The organism is Cupriavidus sp. WKF15, assembly GCF_029278605.1.
Classification (GTDB): domain Bacteria; phylum Pseudomonadota; class Gammaproteobacteria; order Burkholderiales; family Burkholderiaceae; genus Cupriavidus.
Genome location: NZ_CP119573.1, coordinates 495,750 through 521,430 on the forward strand (window position 1 = coordinate 495,750; position 25,681 = coordinate 521,430).

The following is a 25,681-nucleotide window of genomic DNA, read 5'->3' on the forward strand; positions in this document are numbered from 1 at the left end:
GCGGGGGATCATCGCGGCGAGAGGCGGGCTGAGCGGAGATCAAACGGGACGGCGCAAAGATCAGCCCTGCTCCCAGGCGCTGCACCAGCCGGCAGCCGCCACCTCTTTGTCGCCGAACAGGACACAGCCGCCGGCGGCGCTGCCCGTGTCGCCCTGGTAGAGCTGGCAGTTGGCGCAGGTCTGGCTGGCCTTGTGGCCGGGATACTTCTTCGGGTCCACCTTGGCGGTGTCGGCCTTATAGCCGAGCTTCTGCGCCTGCGGCTCCTGTTCGCCAAGCATGGCGGCGCTGGCGGGGAGGCTGCCAAGCAGACCGGTGACGGCCACGCTGCCCGACAAGGCGAGCGGCAGGTATCCGAGAAACTGGCGTCTGCACGGCATGGCAGTCTCCTCTGAGGTGGGGGCAAGTGGCGGCCTGTGCCTGCCGCATGGCGCAGAGGTTACTGCGGATTGCAGGGCCGGTGCAATGCCCGGCGCTGCCTGCCTGCCTGCCTGCCTGCCTGCCTGCCTGCTTACAGCTTGAACTCGCCCACCACGCCCTGCAGCTGGTGGGCCTGGTCAGCCAGCGATGCCGAGGCCGCGGCGGCTTGCTCCACCAGCGCCGCGTTCTGCTGTGTGACGGCGTCCATCTGCGCCACGGCCTGGCTGACCTGCTCGATGCTGCTGCTCTGGTCGCGCGAAGCCACCGAGATCTCGCCGAGGATGCCCGTGACGCTGCGCACGGCCTGCTGGAGTTCTCCCATGGTCTGCCCGGCCTTGTCGACCAGCACCGCGCCGCCTTCGACCTGCCTGGCAGAATCGCCGATCAGCACGCGGATCTCCTTGGCGGCGGTGGCGCTGCGCTGGGCGAGCGTGCGCACTTCACCGGCCACCACGGCGAAGCCGCGGCCCTGCTCGCCCGCGCGCGCCGCTTCCACCGCGGCGTTGAGCGCCAGGATATTGGTCTGGAAGGCAATGCCTTCGATGACCTGGATGATCTCGACCACCTTGTTCGAGCTGGCGCTGATCGCCTGCATGGTCTGCACCACGTCATTGACCACCACGCCGCCGCGCTCGGCGATCGCCGATGCATTGGCGGCGATGTCGTTGGCGGCGTGCGCACGCTCGGCGTTGCGGCGCACCATATCGGTCAGGCTGCCCATGCTGGACGCCGTCTCCTGCAGGGTGGCCGCCTGTTCCTCGGTGCGCTGGGAGAGGTCGGTATTGCCGTCCGCGATCTGGCGCGAAGAGTCGGCGATCGAGTCGGTGGAACTCTTGATCCGGCTCACCAGGTCGGTCAGGATGTCCTCCATCTTGCCCATGCCGCCGAGCAGCCGGCCGAAGGCGCCGCCCTGGTCGGTATCGAAGTCCTGGCTGAGGTCGCCGGCGGCCACGGTTTCGGCAATGTAGACTGCGTCGGCCAGCGGCCGCTCTATGCCGGCGGCCAGCCAGAAGGCGCCGGCAACCGCCGCCGCCAGTGCCGCCAGGCCCAGTCCGAGCATGGTGTAGCGCGTCGCGTCGCTGCCCTCCAGCTGCGCCAGGCCCGTGCCGATGGCGGCGCCCGCCAACAGCACGACCAGCCCGAAGGTTGCGCCCAGGCGGGCCCGGATGGTCATATTTGCCTGCGACATTGCTGTTATCCCCCGTGTTGGAACGTCCGTTCTTGATGGTCTGCCGTTGGAGTATCGGCAGTAATGCGCGGAGGTTTAGGAACGGAAGGACTGGGGAAATCCCGATGGTGGTTGCTTCGTGACGCGTCAAAAAGAAAGAGGCGGGCCGCAGCCCGCCTCCTGTTCCCATCGCCAGGTCGATCAACCCTTGGCCAGCTTGACGCTCGTCAGGTCGGCCGTCAGATAGCCAACCGCCGCGCCAAAGCGGTCCTTGTAGTTGGCGCGCACCAGCGGATCCAGCGTGGCCTGGACCTTGGCGTGCAGGCTGCTCCAGTCGCCAGCATGCTGGAAATTGCTCATGATGTAAGTCCAGCCATTGAGCTCGTCCACCGCGTGCAGGCCAGTCGATTCGGCGCCGGCAGGGGTGGACAGCAGGCGCGAGAGCTGCCTGGTGTCCACGTTGTAGGCCCACAAGAAGTTGTTGACGTGCTGGCCGCTGTCCTCGCCAATGAACAGCGTGCGCAGCTTCTCCGAGAACTTCAGGTTGTCCGGGTTGGCGATCCACTCCGGGTCGGCCGTATTGCCGAGCACGTCGCCCAGGATGTCATGGCCGTTGAGCAGGCCCTTGGTATGCACCGGCACCCATTCACTGTTGATGGCGTCGCCGTCCAGGTCCTTCTGGCCACCGTCGAGCTTGTGCTGCATCACCGCGCCGGCATTGAGCGCCTTGTCGACCGAGATGCCGCTCTGCGCATTCCAGCCCTTGCTGTTGTTCAGGACCATCGAGTCCACCACGTTCTGCAGCGCGGAATAGGCGACCTTGTCCTTGATGTTGACCGTGGTGCCTTCCATCTTGGTGAAGCCCATGCTGCCGCCTTTCAGGTAGGCATAGCGGTGGGTTTCCAGGAAGGCCGCTGCTTTCTCCATGCCGGGCTTGAGGCGAACCCAGTTGGCCTTGCCGCCGACGAAAATCTTGGTGTAGCTCACATCGGCCGGATCCACGGTTGCCACATCCATGATATCGGTCGGCGCAGTCGCCTTGGCCAGCGCCTCGATCTCGGCGCTGGTGGCGTGCCCCAGCTTGACCCACGTCAGGTCTGCCCCCGCCGCGGACGGATCGACCGAAAAACCCGGGCCTACCTTGGCCACGTACAGCGTGCCCGCCGACAGGTCCTTCTCCTTGTCGGCCACGAACATGAACAGGCCGCTGTTGGTGGCATCGTCGCCCATCAGCACGGTGCGGTTGTCGGGCATGACCTGCACCAGCTCATGCGAGATGCGGCCCAGGCAGTAGTGCTTGCGGATGGAGCCCGTCCCGTCGGGGTTGACCGTCACCTCCGGCAAGTGGCCGTAAAGGTAGGGATTGGCCGCGGTCTCGCTGCCAAAGAGGTTCTTGCTGTAGGCCTTGAACTGGCTGTTGCTGGCGATCGTGAACGCGTCGGGCTCGTACTCCTCGCTCGACAGGTGCGTGTTCCACGGCGACAGGCTCGCGCCGCACGTGATCCAGAGGCCGTGCACCGACGAGGTATCCACGTTGTGGTACTTGACCAGCGTGAGCTTGCCGGTCGCCGGATCCTGGTCCAGCGTCAGCACGGCGATCGGCGACGGCAGGCGGCCATAGGTGTCGGCGCCGGACTGGTCGCGCGTGGTGTACTCGAACTGCACCACGGCGAAAACCGGGTTGCCCTTCACGCCGGCGACGCTGGCGCCCTCGACCTTGAGCAGCGAGGTGCCGTCGGGCGAGTCGGAGAAGAACTGGCGCTCCTTGCCGGCCACCGACGTATCGAGGATCGGCTGGTTGTTGATGTCGTAGTAGCCGCCGGCCAGGATGGTGCCCTTGCCGTCCGGCACCATGTCGCCGGATACGAAGAACGGCTGGTAGGCCAGCCTGAAGGTCCGGCTGCTGCCGTCGCTGAAATTGACCTTCATGCTCGAGCCCACGGTGGTGGTAGCCATCGCGGCCGGGTTGGCCAGCGTCGGCGCGCTCATGCCGGTGAATTCGGCCGTGGTGAACGTGGCATTCGGGCCCGGACTCGGGGTGTCGGCCGGCGCCGCAATGGCGTCATCGCTGCCGCCACAGCCCACGAGCAGGCCAGCGGAAGCCAGGCCCAGCGGCAGCATCGGCGCACCGGCGAGGAATTTCAGCGCTTTGCGGCGCGAGGCATCAGGTTTGTCGAACATGGTCTTTTCCGGGGAAGGTGGCGATGGCGGGTTATCGGAACGCCGTTCGCTTGTCATGGAAATCAGACATGGCGCGGCAGCCGCGCCCTGGTCGCTGCGCATCCTATGGGTCATATGTGACAGGAAGTTGACGATGAACCACAAAGCCGTCGCGCCATCGGCCGGTTCCGGGGCTGCGGTAAACTTCTGGTTTTTCCCGTCACCCTCGCGGCCACGTATCCGCCTGGCAGATTCCACTTGCCCACCTATACCCTCGCCGCCCCGGTCGAAGCCGAGCTCGAAATCCGCAAGAGCCGCTTCCTGGCCCTGGCGATCCCCGTTCCGGACCGCGACGCCGCCATGGCCGTGCTGCAGTCGCTGCGCGCGCAGCACCCGACCGCCACGCACGTCTGCTGGGCGCTGCTCGCGGGCGGGCAGTCGGGCATGTCGGATGACGGCGAACCATCGGGTACCGCCGGACGGCCGATCCTTGAAGTGTTGCGCCACCATGACCTGGATGGCGTACTGGCCGCCGTGGTGCGCTACTACGGCGGCGTCAAGCTCGGTGCCGGCGGGCTGGTGCGCGCCTACACCGATGCGATCGCCGCGGCCCTGAAGTCGGCGGAACGGGTCGAGCGCATTGCCTACGCCGAACTGGCGGTGGAGGTCGACTACGCCGACGAGCCGCGCGTGCGCCGCTGGCTGGACCAGGCCGCGCAGGACGGCTGCACGCTGGCGGACACCGCCTATGGTGCCCTGGCGCGGCTGGTGATCCGCCTGCCCGCCACGCAGCGCGACGCGGCCCTGGCGGCGTTGCGCGACGCCACGCACGGGCGGGCACAATTTCCGCAGAGCGACGATGACGGCAACGCAGACTGAACCCGGCGACGTCCCGGTGGACGAGCACGCCGGGTTCACCGCGCGCGTGCTGCCTGCCGGTGTGACCTTTGCCGCCCCGGCGGGCCTGAGCCTGCTCGAGGCCGCGCTGCTCGACGGGTTGGCGCTGCCCAACTCGTGCCGCAACGGCACCTGCCGCGCCTGCGCCAGCCGGCTCCATGCGGGCGCCATCCGCTATCGCATCGAATGGCCGGGGCTCAGCCCGGACGAGAAGGATGACGGGTGGATCCTGCCTTGCGTCGCCTGTCCCGTCAGCGATGTGGTGATCGAACCGGGCAAGCTCGAATAGGCGTTGCCCGCGTGGCGCGGCCTGACTGGTTCCGCCACCCTCACCGGTCCGCAAAGAAGCGCAAGGCAATCCGCAGCGCATCGGGCCCGCGCGGATCCGAGAACGCCTGGTCCGCAGGACCGCCGCTCCATGCATGCCCCAGGCCCTCGATCCTGACAAGCCGCACGCAGGTGTCGCCTTCGACGATCCAGTCGGACACCTCGGCCGGCAGCCGCTGTCCGCGCTGCACGCGGCGCGCTGGCGGTACTGCCAGCCGCGCCGATGGCTCGGGCAACAGGTCCAGCCACAAGCGCGCGGCGGCCATGGCATTGGCGAATGCGACCACGACATCCGCGTCGCCATGCAGCAGCAATAGCGGCGGCAGGCGTCGCCCCGCCAGCCACAGGCGCATGGCCTTTCGCGCCGCGGCATCGGGCGCGCGGCTGCCGCGCATGGCCGCGGCGGCCTGGGCCGCATTGCCGGCGCTGTAAGGGACCGCCCCCGAATGCGAGCCAATGGCGACAAACCGGTCCGGATAGCGCAGACCCAGCATCATCGCCATGGCGCCACCGGCCGACAGCCCCATCACGCTGATGCGCTCCGGCTGCACCGGATAGCGTTCGCAGACGTGGTCGATCATGGCCATCAGCAATGCCGCCTCGGCGGCGCCGCGGGTGCGGGGACGGAACCAGTTCCAGCAGCGTTGCGTGTTGGCCTGCGACGACTGCTCCGGCAGCAGGACCACGCAGCCCGCGTCGCGCGCCGCCGCTGCCACGCGCGCGACCACGGCAAAGCTGGCCGCATCCTGGCCGCAGCCGTGCAGCAGCACCAGCATGGGTGCGCGCCGCCTGGCCGTCACGCCGGCCGGAATAAAAATGCGGTAGTGGCGCTGCGCGAGCGGGCCGAGTCCGGCGGCGCCCTCCTCCCAGCGCCCGCTGCCGCGGCTCTGCGGCGCCGGCACGGGAGATGCCACGCCCGACAACGCGCGTTGCGTGGCCTTGGCCACCGCCGATGACTGCTTCACGGCGTTGCGCACGATGGCCTCGGTCATCGGTTGCGTCACCGTCTGGTTAAGTGCCCGGGTCATCTCGCGCCCGATGCGCCGGGCCTGGCGCGTGGCGGTCTTGCCCAGCGCCTGCCATAGCCGTGCCGTGCTGCTGCCGCGGCGTCCCATGTGGCTGGCCTCCCGTCCGGTCCGTTGACGGGGTCGATTGTGTCAGGCTTTGCGGTCAGCCGCGCACGCGGGCCAGAACCTCACAGGCCGCGCAGTGCCAGCTCGCCCCCCAGCACCAGCAGGCCGCAGAAGAACAGGCGGCGGAAGCGCTCCGCGCTGATGCGGTGGCGCAGCCACTGGCCGACGAACATGCCGCCCAGCGCCGGCAGCAGCGCCAGCACCGACGCGCCGAGCACGGGCAGGTGGAGCAGCGCGCCGCCCATGGCCAGGCTGACCGCCAGCGCCATGGTGGAAACGGTGAACGACAGCCCAAGCGCCTGGACCATGCTCTCCTTGTCGAGCCCGAGCTCCTGCAGGTAAGGCACGGCGGGGATCACGAACACCCCTGTCACCGCGGTGATGGCCCCGGTGACCAATCCGGCCAGCGGCCCGAGCCATCGCTCCGCGCGCGGCGGCACGTGGAGCCTGGCCGAGGCCAGCCCGACCAGCGCGTACAGTACCAGCGCCACGCCAAGCGCCGCGGTGGCATGCATCATCATGCGCGCCGGCACCAGCGCGGCACACAGCCAGGTCCCGGCGCAGATCGCCGCCAGCATCGGCCACAGCCGGCGCAGCAACTGGCCGAAGCGCGGGCCGCTGAACAGCTGCACCACGTTGGTCACCATCGACGGCGCCACCAGCAGCGCCGCGGCCTGCGCGGGCGGCATCACCAGGCCCAGCAGGCCCACCGCCACGGTCGGCAGGCCCAGGCCCACCACGCCTTTCACGAAGCCGGCCAGCAGGAAGGTGAAGCCGATCAAGGCAATCTCGGCGACGGGCAGGGACATCGACATGGACATCCCCCCTCAACGCGCAGCGTGGTCATGTACCGCGCGGCTGTCGGCCGGCGCCTGCTCGCGCTCGTCCAGCCCGTAGTCGCGCAGCACCTGCGCCACGCGCAGCCGGTAGTCCGCGAATACCCCGCCGCGTCCGGCCGCCTGGGCCTGGCGGTGCTCCTCGGTATTGCGCCAGGCCATGACCGCAGCCTCGTCGCGGAAGAATGACAGCGACAGGATCTTTCCCGGCGTGGTCAGGCTCTGGAAACGCTCGACCGAGATGAAGCCGTCGATGGCCTCCAGCGTCGGCCGCAGCTTCGCGGCCAGTTCCAGATAGGTGTCCTTGCGGCCCGGCGCGGGCTCGACTTCGAAGATGACGGCGATCATGGCGGAGGTCTCTCTGGTGAATGGATGGGGGGCGGCCGGCGTTTCAATCGAAATGCGGGATACGTGCGTTGTGCGAGGGCCGGTAGCGGAACGCCTGCGCCAGCGCGGCCGGCTGCGCGCCGCGCGCGAGCAGCGCTTCGACCGTCGCGGCGGCAAGCGCTTGCGCCAGCGCGTCGCCGGGGCAGGCATGGCGGCCGGCGCCGAAGGTCCACGCTCGTCCGCCAGCATCGTCGGATGTTGCGCTGGACGCAGCCGCAAGCAGCACGAGCACGGCATCGCCGGCCTTGACCGGCACGCCGCACAAGCGTGCGTCGGCAGCCAGGAAGCGGCGTGTATTCTGCACCGGCGGGTCGTCTCGTGCCACGCAAGCGGCCAGTGCAGGCAGGTTGCCCAAGGCCGTGCCGACGCGGCCGATACGAAGCAGCATATTGCCCGCCAGCCCCGCCGTGGCCTCGCACGCCTGCACCATCAGGCCAATCGCGTTGGCGGCTACCGCTGCCGGTGCGATGCCCTCCGCTTGCGCGGCGTGTCGCAACGCTGGCAGCAAACCCGGCTCATCGGATCGAGATGGCACTTCCGAGGCGGCATGCAGCCATTGCCCGAGCCAGCGTGCCGCGTCGGCACCGGCCGCGACATCGTCAGCCGTGGCCAGCGGCGACTGCGCCGCGGCGTAGGCGGCTACGCGCGCCGCCACGGCCACGGCATCGGCGCCTGCCCGCACCGGCAGGCCGAGCAGCTCGGCCACGGCAACGACGGGCAGCGTGAAGATCCAGCGGTTGACGGCAGCGCCGGCTGCAGTCGCCATGCCGGGCACGGTGTCGAGCGCGGAGGCGAGCATGGCGGCGCGCGCGCTCGCCATGCCGGTATCGATGCCGGCCATCAGCCGCAGCAGGATAGCCTTGAGCGGCGCGTGGGCCGCACCGTCGTTCATGCGGATCAGCCGCCCGAATAGCTCGCCCGCCGCAGTGCCGGCCAGCGTCGGCGGCACCGGCTGCGCCGCCGGACGCACGCGGCAGTCGGGGTGCGCGAGCACGGCGGCGACCTCGGCCGGTCCTGCCGCAATCCACAGCCCCAGCCGCTCATCGAAGCCGAACGGCCGGTGCGCGGCCAGCGCGCGGTAGTAGGGATAGGGATCGGAATGGGTAACGGCTTCCAGCGGGTCGGCGGGCATCATGGCGTAAAGGATTCGGCGGTTGCCTGATCAGCCACCCGCGCCAACAGGCTTGCGGGCAGCGACAGCGTATGACGAATCTTTGCACCGTCCCGTGCGAAGAAGCTTCGCGGCGAGATGAAATGTCGAATGCATCAGCCCCGGCGTAACAGCCGGGGCCGGGGCAACGCTATACCAGGCCGGGCAATGGGGCGTCCGCGGCGACCAGCGTTTGCGCGCGCAGCGCCTGCCAGAACGCCCGCGGAATCTCCGCCTGCGCGAGCGCCAGGTTGCCGGCAATGCGCTCCGGCCGGCTCGCGCCCGGGATCACCGCCGCCACGGCAGGATGCGCAAGCGAGAACTGCAGCGCAGCCGCGCGGATATCCACGCCGAACTCCGTGCATAACCGCCGCAGGGCCTCGACGCGCGCGAGTATCTCCGGCGTCGCCTTCTGGTACTCGTAGTGCTCGCCACCGGCGAGGATGCCCGAGTTGTACGGGCCGCCGACCACGATGCCCAGGCCACGGCCGATGCTGGCGGGCATCAGCGCGCGCAGCGCATCGGCGTGGTCGAGCAGCGTATAGCGGCCCGCGATCAGGAAGCCGTCCGGGTCGGCCTGCTGCACGGCCATTTCGCATGGCTCGACGCGGTTGACGCCAAGTCCCCAGGCCTTGATCACGCCCTGCTCGCGCAGCCGCGTCAGCGCGGCCGCGGCACCGGTCATCGCGGTCTGGAATACGTCACGCCAGGCATCGCCGTGAAAGTCCCTGGCCGGGTCGTGGATCCAGACGATATCGAGCCGGTCGGTCTTCAAACGCTGCAGGCTGGCCTCGATCGCGCGCAAGGTGCCGTCTGCGCTGTAGTCGTAGACGATCTTGTTGGGCAGGCCGTGTTCGAACAGGCCGCCCTTCTCGCCCAGGTCGCGGCTGGCCGTGTCCTCGGTCTCGTCGAGAACCAGCCGGCCCACTTTGGTGCTGAGCACGTAGGCGTCGCGCGGGCGATGCTGCAAGGCGTTACCGAGCCGGATCTCGGCCAGGCCGGCGCCATAGAGCGGCGCCGCGTCGAAGTAGCGGATGCCCTGCTCCCAGGCGGCGTTGACGGTGTCGAGCGCCTCCTGTTCGGGAATGTTGCGGTACATATTGCCAAGCGGCGCGGTACCAAAGCCGATCTTGGTCGGTACTGAAATTCGCATATGGGTCATCGGATGAATCGTGGAGCGCGGCTCAGGCATCGGTGCCCGGCAGCGCCGTCAGTGGTCCCTGCATCCGGTAGAACGTCTGGTCGGATGCCGTGAAGAACGCCATGGAATGACCGTGGCGGAAGTCGTCGACGTGCACCACGGTCGCACCATCGGCCTCCTGCCATGAGATCGCATAGACGCCCTCGGCGATCTCGCGCCATTCGCAGCGCGTTTCGCCGCTGGCGCCCGCATACGGGCCGGAGACGATCGCGTAGCGGATCGACTGGCCGTCTTCCGCGTAGATGTTGTGCGCGGACAGGCCGTCGTAGTCGACGCGGAAGCCGCGGCCGGCGAACGGCGGCTTGTCCATAGGGTACTGGTTCGTCATCGGTCAGGCTGCCTTGGCGGTCAATAGCGGATAGTCGGTCAGGCCGCGCGCACCGCCGCCAAACAGCGTGTCGCGGTCATGCGGGGCCAGCGTGGCACCGGTGCGCAGGCGCTCCGGCAGGTCCGGGTTGGCCACGAACGGGCGGCCGAACGCGATGAGGTCGGCCCAGCCTTCGTCCAGTGCCGCCTGCGCGCGTTCGGCGGTGTACTTGCCCGCGTAGATCAGCGTGCCCGGATAGACCTGGCGCAGCCGCTGCTTGAATGCGACAGGCATGTGCGGCGCGTCGTCCCAGTCGGCTTCGGCGATGTGGAGGTAGCCCACCCCGATCTCGCCAAGCATCTTCGCGGCAGCGGTATAGGTGGTCTCCGGATCGGCATCGACACAGCCGTTGAGCGTGGTCAGCGGCGCCAGGCGGATACCGACGCGGTCCTTGCTGCCCGTGCCTTCGATCAGCGCCTTGGCCACTTCCCCGAGGAAGCGCAGACGGTTGTCGAGCGAGCCGCCATACTCATCGGTGCGGTCGTTGGCCTCCGAATCAATGAACTGGTTGACCAGGTAGCCGTTGGCCGCATGCAGTTCGACGCCGTCGAACCCCGCGGCCATCGCGTTGCGCGCGGCCTGCCGGAAGTCGTCGACGATGCCGTGTATCTCTTCGACCGTCAGCGCGCGCGGCTGCGACGCCTGCATGAAGCCGGGCGTGCCGTCGTGCCCGGCCACGAACACGTTGACGCCCTTCGCCTGCAGCGCCGATGACGACACCGGCGCCTGCCCGTCGAGCAGGCTGACATGGCTCAGGCGGCCGACATGCCAGAGCTGCGCGAAGATGCGCCCGCCCGCCGCATGCACGGCGCTGGTCACCTTGCGCCAGCCATCGACCTGCGCCGGCGTGTGGATGCCTGGCGTCCAGGCATAGCCCTTGCCGAGCGGCGAAATCCAGGTGCCCTCGCTGATGATCAGGCCAGCGCCGGCGCGCTGCGCGTAGTACTCGGCCATCAGCGCATTGGGCACGTCGCCGGGCTGGCTCGCGCGCGAGCGCGTCATCGGCGGCATCACGATGCGGTTCGGCAGCGCCAGGTTGCCGAGCGCATGCGGCTGGAACAGCGGGTTGCGCGAATCGGACATCATCGCCTCCCTTAGTCCCACACCGGGGCCAGGCCCTCGGGGCTGACCTCGCGGCCGTTGCGTTCGAGCGTGGCAATCTGCGCCATGTCGCCGGCGTCGAGCTTCAGGTCGCGCGCCAGCAGGTTGCTGGCCAGGTTTTCGCGCCTGGTCGACGACGGGATCACCGCGTAGCCGAGCTGCAGCGCCCAGGCGAGTGCCACCTGCGCCACGGTCGCGCTGTGCTTCGCCGCGATCTGCGCGAGGACCGGGTCCTTCAGCACCTTGCCGTAGGCCAGCGTCATGTACGAGGTCACGGTGATGCCCTGCTCCTTCAGGAACGCCGTCAGCTTGCGGTTCTGCAGGTACGGGCTCAGTTCGATCTGGTTGGTCGCGATCTCGCCCTTGCCGACCGCCTCGATGGCCTGCCGGGTCAGTTCGATATTGAAGTTCGAGATGCCGATCTGGCGCGTCAGCCCCAGCGACTTGGCCGCGGCCAGCGCTTCCATGGACTCGCGCAGCGGCACGCCGTTGCCGGGGGCCGGCCAGTGGATCAGCGTCAGGTCGACATGGTCGGTGCGCAGCTTGTCGAGGCTTTCGCGCAGGCTCGGCACCAGCTTGTCGGCGGCGTAGTTCGCGGTCCAGATCTTGGTGGTGAGGAACAGGTTTTCACGCTTCACGCCGCTTTCGGCAATGGCCTGGCCGACGTCGGCCTCATTGCCGTAGATCTGGGCGGTATCGACGGCGCGGTAGCCCAGGTCCAGCGCATTGCGCACGGAATCGACCGCGGCCTGGCCGGTCAGGCGGAACGTACCGACACCAAACGAAGGAATGCTCATGGGGTAACTCCTGGTACAGAGACAAGAGAACACTTGTGATGGACGCAGTTTGCCGGCTTTACATTTGCAAATTAAGCCGTGTATAAGTCAAATTCATTTGATTTGAAATCAACAATGAAAACGACCATCGACGAACTGCTGGCCTTTGCGGCCGTCGTGGACACGGGCTCGATCACGGCGGCGGCGGAACAGCTCGACCTGACCGTGTCGGCTACCAGCCGCACACTGAGCCGGCTGGAAGAGAAGCTGCAGACCACGCTGCTGCGCCGGACTACGCGGCGTCTGGAGCTGACCGAGGAAGGGGCGGCGTTCCTGGCCCATGCGCGCACCATCCTTGCCATGGTGGATGAAGCGGAAGAGCAGATGGCGGCACGCCGCATGCGCCCCGTGGGTCGCCTGCGCGTGGATGCGGCCACGCCGTTCATGCTGCATGTGCTGGTGCCGCTGGTGGAAGGGTTCCGCGCCCGCTATCCGGAAGTGGAGCTGGAGCTGCACTCGACCGAAGGCATCATCGACCTCATCGAGAAGCGCACCGACGTGGCCTTCCGCATCGGCTCGCTCAAGGATTCGACGCTGCATGCACGGCCGATCGGCAGCAGCCGCGTGCGCGTGCTGGCCAGCCCGGGGTACCTGAAACGGCACGGTACTCCGACCAAGCCGGACCAGCTCGCGCAGCATGCGCTGCTGGGCTTCAGCCAGCCAGATTCGTTGAATGACTGGCCGCTGCGCAACGACGACGGCAGCATCCTGCACATCAAGCCGGCCATTGCCTCATCGAGCGGCGAAACGCTCCGCAGCCTGGCGCTGGCCGGTCTCGGCATTGTCTGCCTGTCGGATTTCATGACGCGAGATGATCGCCAGAGCGGCAGGCTGCTGCCGCTGTTCGGCAGGCAGACGCTCGATGTGAGGCAGTCGATCCATGCCGTCTACTATCGCAACACGGCGCTGGCGTCGCGCATCACATGCTTCGTCGATCATGTGGTCGGCGTGCTAGGGAAGCAGCCGTTCGACGAATAGGTGTTGCGCCCCCTGTCCAGCGCTGTCCAGCGCCGTATGGCGGGACTGATCCTCCACGATGCGCGATAGCGTCGCCGGTCGCTCCTACTGCGCGGCAATGTACGTGCCGAGGCCGTCGGCAAGCGCGTCGAAGACCGTGCGACATGCAAGGCTGTGCCGCAGGCTCTCGTGCATGGTGATCCAGGTTTCGAGCCGCATCGAAAACTTGCGTGGCAGGAGCCGCCGCAGCGCCGGCTGCCTGGCCGCCAGCCCCGTCTGGCAGATGCCGATGCCGGCGCCGGCGCGGATCAGCGACAGTTGCGCGACGTCGCTGTCGGCACGCAGTGCGAACGCGGCGCGCTCAGGCCAGGGCAACGAGCGCGCCGCCTCGCGGATGAACGGGGTGGACTGGTCATAGCCGATCAGCGCGTGGCTGCGCAGCGCCTTCGCATCTCGCGGCACGCCGTGGCGCGCCAGGTAGTCCTCGTGCGCATACAGGCCCAGTTCGATGGCGCCGACGCGGCGCGCCACCAACTGCTCCTGCACCGGGCGCCGCATACGCACTGCGACGTCGGCTTCACGGCGCAACAGGTCATGGATGCGGTTGCTCAGCACGAGTTCGATGACGAGCGCCGGATGCTGCGCGCGCAGCGCGGCCAGCACGGGCGGCAGCACTTCGATGCCGACCACCTCGCTGGCCGAGATGCGCACCGTTCCCGACACGTCCCCGCCCGCACCCGTGACCGTGCGTTCCATGGCGGCGGCAGTGCTTTCCATCGCCTCGGCATAGTCGCGCAGCGTCAGGGCGGCCTCGGTGGGCAGCAGGCCCGACTGCGAGCGCGTGAACAGGATCGCGCCCAGCTCCTGTTCCAGCGAGTCGATATGCCGGCCGACGGTTGGCTGCGACAGCCCCAGTTCCCGCGCCGCGCCGGAAAGCGAGCCGGTGCGAAGCACGCCCAGCAAGCTCCGGTAGAGTTCCCAGCTGATTTTCGATGTCATACGTAAATGTATAGCGTCTCCACATTCTTATCCAATTCCATTTACCCCGGACAACTCCCACAATGCCTGCATGGCAAACGCAGGGAGCAACAATCATGGCAAACGGAAAGTCCGCGCTGGTTCTGGGTGCAACCGGCGGCATCGGCTCGGAAGTCGCGCGCCAGCTGGGCGCGGCGGGATGGCAGGTCCGCGCGCTGCGGCGCGGCGGAGCGCCGGCTGGCGCGCAGCCGGGCGCCATCGAATGGGTGTCTGGAGACGCCATGCAGCGGCAGGACGTGCTGTCCGCCGCGCGCGGCTGCGGCGTGATCGTCCACGCGGTCAACCCGCCCGGCTACCGGCGCTGGCCGGAGCTCGTGCTGCCCATGCTGGACAACACCATCGCCGCCGCCCGCGCGACGGGAGCCACGATCGTGCTGCCCGGCACGGTCTACAACTTCGGGCCGGACGCCCTGCCCGAGCCGGCCGAAGGTGCGCCCCAGCACCCTGTCACGCGCAAGGGCGCCATCCGCGTGGAAATGGAGCGGCGCCTGCGGGAAGCGGCGGAGCACGGCACGCGCGTCATCATCGTGCGCGCGGGCGACTTTTTCGGGCCGCAAGCCGGCAACAACTGGTTCTCCCAGGCGCTGGTGCAGCCGGGACAGGCGGTGCGAACCATCCGCTATCCCGGCGCGGCCGGCGTGGGACACCAGTGGGCCTACTTGCCTGACGTGGCAAGCGCCATGGTCAGGCTGCTGGAGCAGGCAGCGATGCTGCCGCCCTTCGCCGTGTTCCATATGGCCGGACACTGGGATGCGGACGGCACGGAAATGGTCCGGGCCATCCAGCGCACAGTGGCCCGCCGCGGCGGCCAGGTGCCGAAGGTACGGCCGTTTCCGTGGTGGCTGCTGTCGGCAGCGGCCCCCTTCGTCGCCACGTTCCGGGAAATGCAGGAGATGCGCTATCTGTGGCGCGAGCCGGTGCGCATGCGCGGCGGGCGCCTGCCCGGAGGCGAGCCCCATACGCCGCTCGAGCAGGCCGTGGAAGCCACGCTGGAAGGCCTTGGCTGCGTTGAAGCCGCAACTGTCGCCCGCTGCGCGTCTTTGGCGCGCTGACAGACGGCGCACCGTGACGCCGCCAACGGTGCCGGTGCCATCGGCGGCCGCGAAGATGTGCGGCAAGTCCGCCCCGGGGACCTGCCGCGGCCGAAAGCCTTGCGGCTCAGATAACGTTGATCATGACATCGATGTTGCCGCGCGTTGCCTTGGAGTACGGGCAAGTCTGATGCGCCTTCTCCACCACGGCCTGGGCGACGTCCGCCGGCAGGCCCGGCAGGCTGACATTGAGCCGCGCCTGCAGGAAGTAGGCGTCTCCGGTCATGCCAAGGTCCACTTCGGCATCGACGGCCACGTCGGACGGAAGCCTGACCTGCAGCGCGCTTGCCGCCTTCCCCATCGCGCCGATGAAGCAGGCAGACCAGCCCGCGGCGAACAACTGCTCGGGGTTCGTGCCGCTGCCGGTGCTGCCCGGGGGCGAGAGCCTGAGGTCCAGGCGCCCGTCGCTGCTGCGGGACGCGCCGTCGCGTCCGCCCGTGGTGTGCGTCTTGCCGGTGTACAGGACTTTTTCGATCTTGGTCATGATGGAATCTTCAGCGTGTGTGTTCGTGGGTTGAGTTCTTGTGTTGCGTGGCTACAGGTTGCAGTGGTGCGGATGCTCACGCGACATAGCCGTCGCGATTGCTGATGCTGGCCAGTGCCGTGCCGGAACCGGATGCCGCGATCTGCGCGTCGGCGACGAAGCCATCGCGGTTGCTGATGCGCGCCACCGTGGCGCCTTCCGGTTGGCGTGCGCCATCGAGGAATGGATCCGGCGCGGCGACGCGGCTGCCGCTGGTGAACGGATCACGATCCGCGTGGGCGGATGCTGCCGTGGCAGCGGCCGCGTGCGGGACGAGGCCTGCCGCGTGCACCGCCTGCATGCCGCTTGCGGCGCCGACAACCGCGGCGATGGAAATGACGTGGCGGGCAAGCTTCCGGGCGTGGATAAGGTTCATGCTGAGGTTCATGCTGTTCTCCTGGGGTTTCGGACCACTGAGGCATCGGGCCTCAGCGCAACGCTGGCGGGAGCCTCTGGATCGCTGCGGCTCCCGTCACGTTGATGCACGTATTTAAGGTGACCGATGTATCGCCGCTGTAGCGGCAAGCCGGCGATGTTGTGAGCCCAGGTATCGGCATCTCCGGTTGATACACAGGCATACAAAGGCCCCGCGGCGATACTGCCTTTCGCCTGCGACGAGCGGGCACTTGTTCCGCGATGTACCAACTGCTGTGCGCCGCAATGGCTTTATCCGTGGCCGGCGCAGCCCTACAGTGCCCTTCATGTGCAACAGCCGCTTCATGTAAGGAGGCACGATGTCGATCGAGGAAAAGCTTGCAGCACGCGGCCTGGCGCTGCCTGACCCGCCGCAACCGCTGGGCAGCTATACGGCCGTCAGCCAGGCCGGGGACCTGCTGTTCATATCCGGGCAACTGCCGCTAAGAGACGGCAAGGTGGTCTGGCAGGGGCAGATTGGCAGGGACCTGACGCTTGCGCAGGGCCGGCAGGCGGCAGAACTGGCGGCGCTCAACGTGCTCGCGCAGATCCGTGCGCACCTGGGCGGCTTCGACCGCCTGGATCACATCGTGCGCGTGGAAGGGCACGTCACCAGCGCCGAGGGCTGGCTGCAACAGCCGGCGGTGCTCGATCGCGCCTCGGACCTGTTCGCCGACGTGCTAGGAGAAAAAGCCGGCCACGCCAGGGCCGCGTATTCACACTTCCAGCAGCCCGGCAACGCAGCCGTGATCCTGGTCGTCATCGCGCAGCTCCAGCGCGACTGACCGCGGCGCCCCCGGGTGAATATGCCCGCTACGCGGCGAATTTTTCGATCAGGAAGTCCACGAAGGCACGTACGCGGCGCGTGACGTGGCGCGCGCTCGGATAGAGCAGCACGAACGGCCGCGTGCTGCCGCCATACGCCTGCAGCACTTCGACCAGCGCGCCATCGCGCAGGTCCTGCTCCACGACGAAGCGATACGTCTGGAACAGACCCGCGCCCGCGCGCGCCAGTGTCGCGCCGCCCAGCGCATCTTCAGACGTGCCGTAGGCACCGGTGGTCGGCACGTCGGTCTCCGCGCCATCCACCCGGAACGTCCACGGTATCTTGCGGCCACTGCTCGGCCGCACGAACTGGATGCATTCGTGCCGCAGCAGGTCGTCGAGCGTTTTCGGCGTTCCCGCACGCCGCAGATAGTCCGGCGTGGCCACCACCACCATCTCCGCATCTTCGAGCTTGCGCGCAATCAGGTTCGAGTCGTCGGGCGCGCGCCCGCGCACGGCCAGGTCATAGGCGTCGTCGGCAAGATCGACGTTGCGGTTGCTGATGTGCACGTCGATTTCCACGTCCGGATACATCGCGCGGAACGCGGGAAGGATCGGCAGGACCCGGTAATGCGCGTAGGGCGTGGGCAGGCTGATGCGCAGCAGGCCCGCCGGCGACGCCTGCTGGCCGCCGGCCAGACGCTCCGCTTCCACGAGCTGCGCCAGTGCGCGGCGGCTCTGCTCGAAGTACAGGCGCCCCGCCTCCGTCAACCGCACCTGCCGTGTGGTGCGCTCGAACAGGCGCACGCCCAGCCGCTCTTCGAGCCGGAACACGGTGCGGCTGACTGCCGGCGGCGTCACGCCGGCGGCAACCGCCGCCGCGCTGAAGCTGCCGAGTTCGGCGGCCAGGCAGAACAGCTCGATGGTGCCAAGCTGAAGGTCGTCGAACTGCCGCTTCATGTCGGAAAGTACCGGATGGGATGCATCGTCGCTGCTCGGAAACAGGGTTCGAAACTGGATCATAGTCCCGGATGCCGCACATCGCACGCCCCTGCCGGCCGCGATACCAGTCGCGACACCGGCCGCCGCCGGGGCGCGGGTCCGCCGACTTGTTCCCGCGGCGCATAACTGTTTGGTCCCGGGCGCTATTCATCGGCCGCCGCCTTTCACCTAGATTTGGATCCATCGGTCCCGTCGGTCCGATTGGCAAGTCAGCCAAGTCCATTTACGCAGAGGTTAGCAATGAGTGCTTCACAGAAGGTTGCCGTCATTACAGGCGCATCGCAGGGTATCGGTGCAGAGCTGGTCAAGGCCTATCGCGAGCGCGGCTATCGCGTCGTCGCGACGGCGCGCAGCATCCAGCCGTCGGACGATCCCGACATCGTCAGCGTTGCCGGCGACATCGGCGACCGCGAAACCGCGCGCCGCGTGATCGCCGCCGCGCTGGAACGATTCGACCGCGTCGATACGCTCATCAACAACGCCGGCATCTTCGTCGCCAAGCCCTTCACCAGCTATACGGACGAGGACTACGCCGCGGTGACCAGCGTGAACCTGTCCGGCTTCTTCCACATCACGCAGCTCGCCATCGCCGAGATGGAGAAGCGCCGCAGCGGCCATGTGGTCAGCATCTCGACCTCGCTCGTCGACCATGCGATCAGCGGCGTGCCATCGGTGCTGGCATCGCTGACCAAGGGCGGCCTGAATGCCGCGACAAAGTCGCTGGCTATCGAGTATGCGAAGACCGGTATCCGCGTCAATGCCGTATCGCCGGGCATTATCAAGTCCCCGATGCACGCCCCCGAAACCCACGCCGCGCTCGGTTCGCTGCATCCGGTGGGCCGCATGGGCGAAATGCGCGACATCGCGGACGCCGTGCTCTATCTCGAATCCGCCAGCTTCGTGACCGGCGAGATCCTGCACGTGGACGGCGGGCAAAGCGCCGGGCATTGAGGCCGGCGTCAATCCCGCAGGGCGCCGCCATGGCGGCGCCCTTTTCCTGAACGTTGGCGGGTCTAGCCGCCGCGACCACTGCCCCCGCCAATCCCCAGCCTGCGCACCAGCGGCCGCAACGTCAGCCCGTTGCAGGCAAGATTCGCCAGCACAAACCCCACCGCCACTGCAGATGCCAGGTGCCGCGCCTGCGGCGGAAGATAGGGAGCGCGCGCCGCGCACAGTGCCAGCACCAGCGTCACCGGCCCGCGCACCCCGCCCCACGTGATGACCAGCCGGTGCGCCCGCGGCAGCGGTGCGCACATGCCGATGCGGCTGAGCAGCGGCAGGCTGCACCCAAGTACCGCCCAGCGGCTGAGCAAGGCGGCAACCAGCACCGCCAGGATCAGGAAGAGATCCGGCACACGCAGGCTGCGCAGCATGCCCGGCACATGCATCGCCGCCAGCAGGAACACCATCCCGGTCGCCATGCCCCCCAGATGGCGCCACAGATGGCGGAACATGTCATGCTCGTCCGGCGCACTGGAGCGCCGCAGCAGCGCCCCCGCGGTCAGCCCGGCCGCCACCACCGTCACCACGCCCGACACATGGAGCCACAGGTCGGCGATCGGATACAGCAGGTTCGGCAAGGCCAGCGACAAGGAGAAGCGAGACAGTGGCGCATGCGGAATGGCGCGGCATACGCGCGCCAGCAGCATGCCCGCCAGCGCGCCCAGCAAGCCGCCGGCCAGCAGCGAGCCGAACACGTCGCCGAGCACCGAGCCCGTCATGCACGCCTCAGGCTGGCCGGCGATGCGCGCGGTCAGGTGCGACGCCAGCGCGATGGCCGCCGCATCGTTCAACAGGCTTTCACCTTCGACCAGCCGCACCATGCGCGCCGGCACGCCGCTGCTGCGAAACAGCTCGATCACGGCGGAGGGATCGGTGGTACTTACGATGGCGCCCACCAGCAGGCATACCGCCAGGCTCGCGCCGGTGACGAAGTGGGCTGTCAGGCCGACCAGCAGCGTCGCCGCGAACACCGCGCCGATCGCCAGCACAAGGATGGGCAGGATGTCCCGCGCCAGGGCGCCGGCATCCGCCTCCAGCGCCGCCTGGAACAGGATGGGCGGCAGGAACAGCCAGAGATAGCCAGCGGGCGCCAGCGCGGGCGACAGCAGCGGCTGGATCACCCGTGCCGTGAACGCCGGCGCGAGGTCGCCGGCAAGCAGAAAGGCCGTGCCGAGCACCATGCCGGCAGCGGTACGCGTAAGAGCATCCGGCAGCCGCAGCCTGATGGCGGCGACGTTGCAGGCAGCGATCAGCGCCAGCAGGCATCCGATGCGCAGGGTCAGTTCGACAGAGACTTCCATGGAGCAGGCATGAGCGTCGGTGCGACGTAGTCTGTCAGACCCGCCACGCTGGCCGCATGTTCGTGCCGATTCCGGAAACGCATCATTCCGCCGCGCACGGTTGACGCCGCGCGCTGGCGGCGGGCCCATATGGCGAGGCGACTGAGCCGCCTGCCATGTGGGCCCGCCGGACGCCGCCCATGTCAGGCGTAGGCACCATCCAGGTACGGATCGGCCTGGCGTGCCGGCGGCGCCGAGACGCCGGTGCGGTCCATGCCGGCGAGCGTGCGCGCGCCATCGGTGTACGGATCGCGGCGGTCCTCCACCGTGCGGGCACCTTCGGTGTAGGGGTCGCGTGACGACTGCACGGTGCGGGCGCCATCCGTGTACGGGCTGGGTGTCGCCTGCACCGAACGCGAACCGGCGGTGTAGGGGTCGGTCGCGCCCCCATAGGACAGCCCGGCTGCCTGCGCACTGGCGGCAGCGGCAGCACCGGCGACAAGGGTAACGGCGAGGGCAAAGTGCTTGACGAAGTGAGTACGCATGATTGGCTTCCTTGAAAGATTGCGTTGAAGTCCGGGCTGCCGGGAGTCGCTTCGTTGCGGTCCACCGCCGGCCACGGAACGTATTTAAGGAGACCGACGTATCGCGCCTGTAACGCGCGGGACGTGCTTCTGTCAGGGCTTGTATCGCCCCGTCGGCGTGATACAGACGCATACAAGAAACCCGGTGAACTGCGGGTTCCTTGCTCGGACAGGCTCACCACTTGACACTTGATACTTGACACTTGACACGAAGTTCTCAATTTACAATACTTATAAACCTTTCATTCTTTATTTGAGAACGACACCGCAAGCGTGTCGTGAGGCAGCGTGGAACTCGCAGAACTGGAAATCTTTCGGGCCGTGGCGCGCGAACAGAGCATCACACGGGCGGCGAAGACGCTTGCGCGCGTGCAGTCCAACGTCACCACCCGCGTCAAGCAGCTCGAGGAAAGCCTTGGCGTCGCCCTGTTCCAGCGCGACAGCAAGAAGATGATCCTGACGCCGGAAGGACAGCGGCTGCTCGGCTACGCGGAGCAGATGCTGGCGCTCGCGGAAGAAGCGCGGCAATCCATGCGCCTGAGCGCGCCGAGCGGCACGCTGCGGGTCGGATCCATGGAGAGTTCCGCCGCGACCTTGCTGCCCGGACCGCTTGGCGAGTTCCATGCCGCATGGCCGGACGTGGAGCTGAACCTGGCCACCGGTACGACGGGCTTCCTGGTGGATGCCGTGCTCGGCCACCGCCTCGACTGCGCGGTGGTTGCGCACCCGGGCACCGGCTCGCCGCAGCACATGGACATGGCGGAGCTTGGCGAGGGACTGGAGGGCGTGTTTCTTCGGACCGAAGAGCTGGTCCTGGTGCTGCCCGGCACCCACCCGAAAGTACGCGGCCCGCAGGACGTGACGCTGCGGCACCTGGCTGCGTTCTCGAAGGGCTGCACCTATCGCCGCTGCGCCGAGGACTGGCTCGAGCAAGGCGGCGAAGACCTGCGCCGCCGGCTGTCGGTGGTGGAGATGCCGTCGTACCACGCGATCCTGGCTTGTGTCAGCGCAGGATCGGCCGTGGCGATCGTGCCGCGCGCGCTGCTGGCGCTGTACCCGAATGCCGCCGAATTCCAGACCGTGGCGGTACGCGCCGCGCACACCTTCCTGGTCAGGCGCGCCGGCTTCTCGACCTCGGCGTATGAAGCGTTCGTGCGCGAGTTGCGTCATGCCTGAGCAGCGGCACCGCCAGTTCTGAATCCATCATCCGACCTCAACAGGGAATCATCGTCATGGACACCACAACGCGTTCCGGCAATGGCCGCAACCTGCTTTCACTGCTCGGGATCACCACGCCGATCATCCAGGCGCCGATGGCCGGCGTCAGCACGCCGGCCTTGGCCGCTGCCGTGTCGGAAGCAGGCGGACTCGGCTCGCTCGGCGTCGGCGCCATGGATGCGGACGGCGCGCGCAAGGCCATTCGCGAGACCCGCGCGCTGACGGGCAAGCCTTTCAATATCAACGTGTTCTGCCATGTTCCGGCAGTCGCGGATGCGGCGCGGGAAAAGGCCTGGCTCGACTATCTCGCGCCGCAGTTCGCCGAGCATGGCGTCACGGCCCCGGCAAGCTTGCGCGAGATCTACAAGACCTTTGTCACCGACGAAGCCATGTTCCAGATGCTGCTGGAAGAGAAGCCGGCGGTGGTGAGCTTCCATTTCGGGTTGCCGGCGCAGGAAAAGATCGATGCGCTGCACGCGGCGGGCATCGTGCTGCTGGCCAGCGCCACCTCGTTGCATGAAGCCCGCCAGATCGAAGCCGCTGGCCTTGATGCGATCATTGCGCAGGGAATCGAGGCCGGCGGTCACCGCGGTGTCTTTGAGCCGGCCGTCTACGACGAAGGCCTCGGCGCGTTTGCCCTGGTGCGCTTGCTGGCCCGGCACACGCGCCTGCCCGTGATTGCCGCCGGCGGCGTGATGGACGGCGCCGGCATTGCCGCGGCGCTGGCGCTCGGGGCACAGGCCGCGCAGCTGGGCACGGCGTTTGTCGGCTGCGCGGAGTCCGCGGCCGACGCGGCCTACCGCGCAGCCTTCTCCGTGCAGCCGGCACGGCCGACCACGCTGACAAGCGCGATCTCCGGCCGCGCGGCGCGCGGGTTCACCAACCGCCTGACGGAACTCGGCGAAGCGCCCGATGCTCCCGCCATCCCTGACTATCCGATCACGTATGACGCCGGCAAGGCCCTGCACAGCGCGGCCAAGGCGAAGGGCAACAGCGACTACGCCGCGCAGTGGGCCGGCCAGGCGGCTTCGCTGGCACGACAGCTCCCCGCAGCGGAACTCGTCAGTCAGCTGAAGGCGGAACTGAAGGAAGCGATTGCGCGGTTGAATGCCATGCAGGACATGCTGGCTTAGTCCGGCGCGAACAATCCATCGCAGGACCGCGCATTCACGAGCCGGGCAGCCGATCCGGCTCGGCCCGCTGATCCAGCTCGATCTGCATGAATGCGAGGTCCAGCCATTTCCCGAACTTCGTCCCGACCTCCGGCAGCAAGCCAACCTGCCTGAAGCCAAGCTTTTCGTGCAGGCGGATGGAACTGGCGTTCTGCGCCTCGATGGCGGCCACCATGACGTGCTTGCCAAGGCCGCGCGCGCGCTCGATCAGCGCGATCAGGAGCGCTTCGGCGATGCCCTTGCGGCGCTGGTCCGAGCGGACATAGACCGAATGCTCCACGGTATGCCGGTAGCCATCGAATGCGCGCCAGTCGCCGAACGACGCATAGCCCACCACGCCGGCATCATCGTCGACCGCTACCAGCACGGGGTAGCCTGACTTGCGGCGCGCATCGAGCCATTCGATGCGATTCGCCGTATCCACGGGGATCTCGTTCCATATCGCTGTCGTGTTGGCAACGGCGTCGTTGTAGATGACCGTGACCGCTGGCATGTCGTCAGGGCTTGCGTCGCGAATCTTCATGTCGCTCTCCAAAGCTGTTTCTCTTATGATACCGATACCGAGACCGGCTATACGCGACGCGCCGTGTCGCCGCGCAGCGGCAGCATGCTCGAACTGGTGGAGGTCACGCTGCCCCCGAACGCGCGGGTCTCGTATCCGTCCTCGGCGTTCACATTCCTGCACCAGCAGATCTGGGTGCGCAACGGGTCGCTGGTGTTCGAAGAAGGCGCCATGACGCACGAACTCGAAGCGGGCGACTGCCTGCAACTTGGACCGCCGGCGCCATGTACCTTCTTCAATCCGGGAAGCAAGCCCTGCAGCTATGTGGCGGCGCTGGTCCGACGCTAGCGGACGGCTTAAAGGGCCTAACGCTTCTTAGTCCAGCTGGCGCGCCATATAGTGAGTACGGTCCCCGAAGCTGCGCAGCAGGGCCAGCGACAATTGGGTCTCCCGTGCCAGGATGTCGATCGGGGTCAGGGTAAAGCCGTGCCGCGCGAAGAAGCCCGGATGCTCGTTCGTAAGCACCGTGGCATTCAGGCAGCCGCCGGATCGCGCTCTCATCAGCAGTGCGCTGACGATGTAGGTGGCCAGCCGCCTTCCCCGGAATTCAGGCAACACCGCAACAGTGTGAATGGCGAACGTATGGCCGTACCGTTCCCCGTAAGCACAGCCAATGATCTGGCCATCAAGCTCCGCAACATGGGAAAGCCGACACGTGTCGCCGGCGGCGGAGAGGGTCAGGCCGCAGGTGGCCAGTACACCGGCGATTGCTTCCATGTCATGTTCCGTAGCGGCACGGAGGCGAACGTCTCTTATCATTTTGAATGCTGCATTGTGATACTCGCCGACCTCAGTGAGCAAGCCGCGACGACTTCCGGCAACTATGCGTCGGTCCCAATGAGACTGTCATCACCCGAGTGAGTCGATTGTGCGGCGTACGGCACCGTGCAGGAACGTGCAGGGACCGGGAACTGTATTCATGTCCCGCGACGGCAACTGTGTGCTAGCGCCTCGCTCTGCTGCGCATAAAGTTTTTCCTGTCGCGGTGCACGAGCCCCGCAAGCTTCCTCCGCTTGCAGTCCTCCCTCCCTCACAGGACATCCCTCCACCCTGGGGCTCTCCCGCGACCCCTCGACGCACTCGAAGCGGTCGACATGCGCGACGTTCCACCGGCGCCCCTCGTCACGTGGAAACGGCTTCGCTCGCCCGGGTGGTCGCCCTATACTGGCAGAGTCCGGTACCCTCAACCAATACATTGCGCAGATGAAGGGTGACATGCCAGAAGCAGGCCTCGCGAACGGCATGACAGGCATGCCGGTCCAGCGAACGCTCGCCGTCAGGCGGTGGGTCCACGGCACCGTAACCGCCATGGATGATCAGTTGGCCGAAGAGGTTCCCGTCGCGCTCGAGTACAACGGGATCTCCCATGCGGTGATGCTGGCCACACCCGCGGATCTTGAAGACTTTGCGATCGGATTCAGCCTGACCGAAGGCATCGTCGGACGCGTCGGCGATATCTACGGCATCGACATGAAAGCCGCTGAGAGCGGCATCACGCTCAGGATCTCGATCGCCAGCGCGGCATTTGCCGAACTCAAGGCCAGACGCCGCGCGCTGGCCGGCCGCACCGGTTGCGGGCTGTGCGGGACCGAGTCGCTCGACCACGTCTTGCGCATACCGCCCCGCATCGAAAGCACGACCGTACTCCATCCGGCGGCGTTCGAGCGCGCCTTTTCCGAGCTTCACGCCAGCCAGGCCTTGCTTCACGACACGGGCGCAACGCATGCTGCCGCCTGGATGCGCGCCGACGGCGAGGTCACCATCGTGCGCGAGGATGTCGGCCGCCATAACGCGCTGGACAAGCTTGCCGGGGCACTTGCCCGCAGCAACGAGGATCGGGCCAGCGGTGCGACGATCGTGACGAGCCGCGCAAGCTACGAGATGGTCCTCAAGACCGCGTCGATCGGTACAGGAATCCTGGCGGCAGTATCCGGCCCGACCGGGCTGGCCGTGCGGCTGGCGGAAGCTGTCGGGGTTACTCTGGTCGGCTTCGTACGGAATGGAAGCCTGGTGGTCTATGCGCATCCGCAACGGTTGCGCTTCTTATAGCACCAGGCGTTGCCCGTATATCCGCTCCGTTGCGCGGCGGCAT

The 25,681-nt window shown here is 67.6% G+C and carries 28 protein-coding genes and 1 pseudogene; 10 read left to right on the forward strand and 19 right to left on the reverse strand.

Translation table 11 applies throughout. The features are described from left to right. Positions 1-60 precede the first annotated feature (60 nt). From CupriaWKF_RS19630 to CupriaWKF_RS19640, 3 genes are all read right to left on the reverse strand, one after another. Complete coding sequence (locus tag CupriaWKF_RS19630) at positions 61-378, reverse strand: high-potential iron-sulfur protein (RefSeq protein ID WP_276102438.1); 318 nt, start codon at positions 376-378, stop codon at positions 61-63. Between the two features lie 131 nt (positions 379-509). Further along, a complete protein-coding gene (locus CupriaWKF_RS19635; RefSeq protein ID WP_276102439.1) occupies positions 510-1,607 on the reverse strand; it encodes a methyl-accepting chemotaxis protein in 1,098 nt (365 codons plus the stop codon). A 180-nt stretch (positions 1,608-1,787) separates the two neighbouring features. Continuing rightward, positions 1,788-3,767, reverse strand: a complete 1,980-nt coding sequence (locus CupriaWKF_RS19640) for an alkaline phosphatase PhoX (RefSeq protein ID WP_276102440.1) — start codon at positions 3,765-3,767, stop codon at positions 1,788-1,790. 237 nt (positions 3,768-4,004) lie between these two features. Here CupriaWKF_RS19640 and CupriaWKF_RS19645 point away from each other — a divergent pair, with 237 nt between their 5' ends. After that, positions 4,005-4,625 carry a YigZ family protein gene (locus tag CupriaWKF_RS19645; protein WP_276102441.1) on the forward strand — a complete coding sequence of 207 codons (621 nt, stop codon included), beginning with the start codon at positions 4,005-4,007 and terminating at the stop codon, positions 4,623-4,625. After that, complete coding sequence (locus CupriaWKF_RS19650) at positions 4,606-4,932, forward strand: 2Fe-2S iron-sulfur cluster-binding protein (protein WP_276102442.1); 327 nt, start codon at positions 4,606-4,608, stop codon at positions 4,930-4,932. The genes CupriaWKF_RS19645 and CupriaWKF_RS19650 overlap by 20 nt, the downstream gene beginning before the upstream one ends. A 40-nt stretch (positions 4,933-4,972) precedes the next feature. On the opposite strand, the gene CupriaWKF_RS19655 is transcribed toward CupriaWKF_RS19650, so the two are convergent. From CupriaWKF_RS19655 to dkgB, 8 genes are all read right to left on the reverse strand, one after another. Beyond that, entirely contained in the window at positions 4,973-6,085 is a 1,113-nt protein-coding gene (locus CupriaWKF_RS19655) for a PHB depolymerase family esterase (protein ID WP_276102443.1), read from the reverse strand. A gap of 80 nt (positions 6,086-6,165) precedes the next feature. After that, positions 6,166-6,918, reverse strand: coding sequence for a sulfite exporter TauE/SafE family protein (locus CupriaWKF_RS19660; protein ID WP_276102444.1), 753 nt, complete (start codon positions 6,916-6,918; stop codon positions 6,166-6,168). Positions 6,919-6,930: 12 nt separating this feature from the next. Then, complete coding sequence (locus CupriaWKF_RS19665) at positions 6,931-7,287, reverse strand: antibiotic biosynthesis monooxygenase (protein ID WP_276102445.1); 357 nt, start codon at positions 7,285-7,287, stop codon at positions 6,931-6,933. Between the two features lie 43 nt (positions 7,288-7,330). Next, on the reverse strand, positions 7,331-8,461 hold the full coding sequence (locus CupriaWKF_RS19670) for a cytochrome P450 (RefSeq protein WP_276102446.1): 1,131 nt from the start codon (positions 8,459-8,461) through the stop codon (positions 7,331-7,333). A 166-nt stretch (positions 8,462-8,627) separates the two neighbouring features. Further along, positions 8,628-9,629: an aldo/keto reductase gene (locus CupriaWKF_RS19675; RefSeq protein ID WP_276103328.1), complete on the reverse strand. Its 1,002-nt coding sequence runs from the start codon at positions 9,627-9,629 to the stop codon at positions 8,628-8,630. 31 nt (positions 9,630-9,660) lie between these two features. Continuing rightward, a complete protein-coding gene (locus CupriaWKF_RS19680) occupies positions 9,661-10,005 on the reverse strand; it encodes an adenylate cyclase (protein WP_276102447.1) in 345 nt (114 codons plus the stop codon). Between the two features lie 3 nt (positions 10,006-10,008). After that, on the reverse strand, positions 10,009-11,130 hold the full coding sequence (locus CupriaWKF_RS19685) for an alkene reductase (protein ID WP_276102448.1): 1,122 nt from the start codon (positions 11,128-11,130) through the stop codon (positions 10,009-10,011). An 8-nt stretch (positions 11,131-11,138) separates the two neighbouring features. Then, positions 11,139-11,942, reverse strand: coding sequence for a 2,5-didehydrogluconate reductase DkgB (gene dkgB / locus CupriaWKF_RS19690; protein ID WP_276102449.1), 804 nt, complete (start codon positions 11,940-11,942; stop codon positions 11,139-11,141). 114 nt (positions 11,943-12,056) lie between these two features. Here dkgB and CupriaWKF_RS19695 point away from each other — a divergent pair, with 114 nt between their 5' ends. Continuing rightward, entirely contained in the window at positions 12,057-12,959 is a 903-nt protein-coding gene (locus tag CupriaWKF_RS19695) for a LysR family transcriptional regulator (protein WP_276102450.1), read from the forward strand. 84 nt (positions 12,960-13,043) lie between these two features. Here CupriaWKF_RS19695 and CupriaWKF_RS19700 read toward each other — a convergent pair whose 3' ends face one another. Then, the gene (locus CupriaWKF_RS19700) at positions 13,044-13,937 is read right to left on the reverse strand and encodes a LysR family transcriptional regulator (RefSeq protein WP_276102451.1); all 894 of its coding nucleotides are present in this window, start codon (positions 13,935-13,937) and stop codon (positions 13,044-13,046) included. A gap of 95 nt (positions 13,938-14,032) precedes the next feature. On the opposite strand from CupriaWKF_RS19700, the gene CupriaWKF_RS19705 reads away from it, so the two are divergent. After that, positions 14,033-15,028, forward strand: a complete 996-nt coding sequence (locus CupriaWKF_RS19705) for an NAD-dependent epimerase/dehydratase family protein (protein ID WP_276102452.1) — start codon at positions 14,033-14,035, stop codon at positions 15,026-15,028. Positions 15,029-15,134: 106 nt separating this feature from the next. Here the strand turns inward: CupriaWKF_RS19705 and CupriaWKF_RS19710 are convergent, their stop codons facing one another. Then, positions 15,135-15,551 carry an organic hydroperoxide resistance protein gene (locus CupriaWKF_RS19710; RefSeq protein WP_276102453.1) on the reverse strand — a complete coding sequence of 139 codons (417 nt, stop codon included), beginning with the start codon at positions 15,549-15,551 and terminating at the stop codon, positions 15,135-15,137. A 76-nt stretch (positions 15,552-15,627) separates the two neighbouring features. Next, positions 15,628-15,978, reverse strand: coding sequence for a hypothetical protein (locus CupriaWKF_RS19715; protein WP_276102454.1), 351 nt, complete (start codon positions 15,976-15,978; stop codon positions 15,628-15,630). A gap of 346 nt (positions 15,979-16,324) precedes the next feature. On the opposite strand from CupriaWKF_RS19715, the gene CupriaWKF_RS19720 reads away from it, so the two are divergent. Next, positions 16,325-16,789, forward strand: coding sequence for a RidA family protein (locus CupriaWKF_RS19720; RefSeq protein ID WP_276102455.1), 465 nt, complete (start codon positions 16,325-16,327; stop codon positions 16,787-16,789). A 28-nt stretch (positions 16,790-16,817) separates the two neighbouring features. Here the strand turns inward: CupriaWKF_RS19720 and CupriaWKF_RS19725 are convergent, their stop codons facing one another. After that, positions 16,818-17,729, reverse strand: a complete 912-nt coding sequence (locus tag CupriaWKF_RS19725; RefSeq protein ID WP_276103329.1) for a LysR family transcriptional regulator — start codon at positions 17,727-17,729, stop codon at positions 16,818-16,820. A 282-nt stretch (positions 17,730-18,011) separates the two neighbouring features. Here CupriaWKF_RS19725 and CupriaWKF_RS19730 point away from each other — a divergent pair, with 282 nt between their 5' ends. After that, positions 18,012-18,722, forward strand: a complete 711-nt coding sequence (locus tag CupriaWKF_RS19730; RefSeq protein WP_276102456.1) for an SDR family NAD(P)-dependent oxidoreductase — start codon at positions 18,012-18,014, stop codon at positions 18,720-18,722. Positions 18,723-18,784: 62 nt separating this feature from the next. Here the strand turns inward: CupriaWKF_RS19730 and CupriaWKF_RS19735 are convergent, their stop codons facing one another. Both CupriaWKF_RS19735 and CupriaWKF_RS19740 read right to left on the reverse strand, forming a co-directional pair. Beyond that, positions 18,785-20,074 carry a cation:proton antiporter gene (locus tag CupriaWKF_RS19735; protein WP_276102457.1) on the reverse strand — a complete coding sequence of 430 codons (1,290 nt, stop codon included), beginning with the start codon at positions 20,072-20,074 and terminating at the stop codon, positions 18,785-18,787. 182 nt (positions 20,075-20,256) lie between these two features. Continuing rightward, positions 20,257-20,598, reverse strand: a complete 342-nt coding sequence (locus CupriaWKF_RS19740) for a hydroxyquinol 1,2-dioxygenase (RefSeq protein ID WP_276102458.1) — start codon at positions 20,596-20,598, stop codon at positions 20,257-20,259. A gap of 327 nt (positions 20,599-20,925) precedes the next feature. On the opposite strand from CupriaWKF_RS19740, the gene CupriaWKF_RS19745 reads away from it, so the two are divergent. Beyond that, positions 20,926-21,813 (forward strand): LysR substrate-binding domain-containing protein, encoded by an 888-nt coding sequence (locus CupriaWKF_RS19745; protein ID WP_276102459.1) that lies wholly within the window; start codon positions 20,926-20,928, stop codon positions 21,811-21,813. Between the two features lie 56 nt (positions 21,814-21,869). Further along, entirely contained in the window at positions 21,870-22,988 is a 1,119-nt protein-coding gene (locus CupriaWKF_RS19750; RefSeq protein ID WP_276102460.1) for a nitronate monooxygenase, read from the forward strand. A gap of 34 nt (positions 22,989-23,022) precedes the next feature. On the opposite strand, the gene CupriaWKF_RS19755 is transcribed toward CupriaWKF_RS19750, so the two are convergent. Continuing rightward, entirely contained in the window at positions 23,023-23,550 is a 528-nt protein-coding gene (locus CupriaWKF_RS19755; protein WP_276102461.1) for a GNAT family N-acetyltransferase, read from the reverse strand. Between the two features lie 30 nt (positions 23,551-23,580). Between CupriaWKF_RS19755 and CupriaWKF_RS19760 the strand changes: the two are divergent. Continuing rightward, a pseudogene (locus CupriaWKF_RS19760) lies at positions 23,581-23,877 on the forward strand (cupin domain-containing protein); the annotation flags it as partial. A gap of 27 nt (positions 23,878-23,904) precedes the next feature. Here CupriaWKF_RS19760 and CupriaWKF_RS19765 read toward each other — a convergent pair. Next, complete coding sequence (locus CupriaWKF_RS19765; RefSeq protein WP_276102462.1) at positions 23,905-24,306, reverse strand: GNAT family N-acetyltransferase; 402 nt, start codon at positions 24,304-24,306, stop codon at positions 23,905-23,907. Between the two features lie 486 nt (positions 24,307-24,792). Between CupriaWKF_RS19765 and fdhD the strand changes: the two genes are divergently transcribed. Further along, on the forward strand, positions 24,793-25,638 hold the full coding sequence (fdhD, locus tag CupriaWKF_RS19770; RefSeq protein WP_276102463.1) for a formate dehydrogenase accessory sulfurtransferase FdhD: 846 nt from the start codon (positions 24,793-24,795) through the stop codon (positions 25,636-25,638). Positions 25,639-25,681 lie beyond the last annotated feature (43 nt).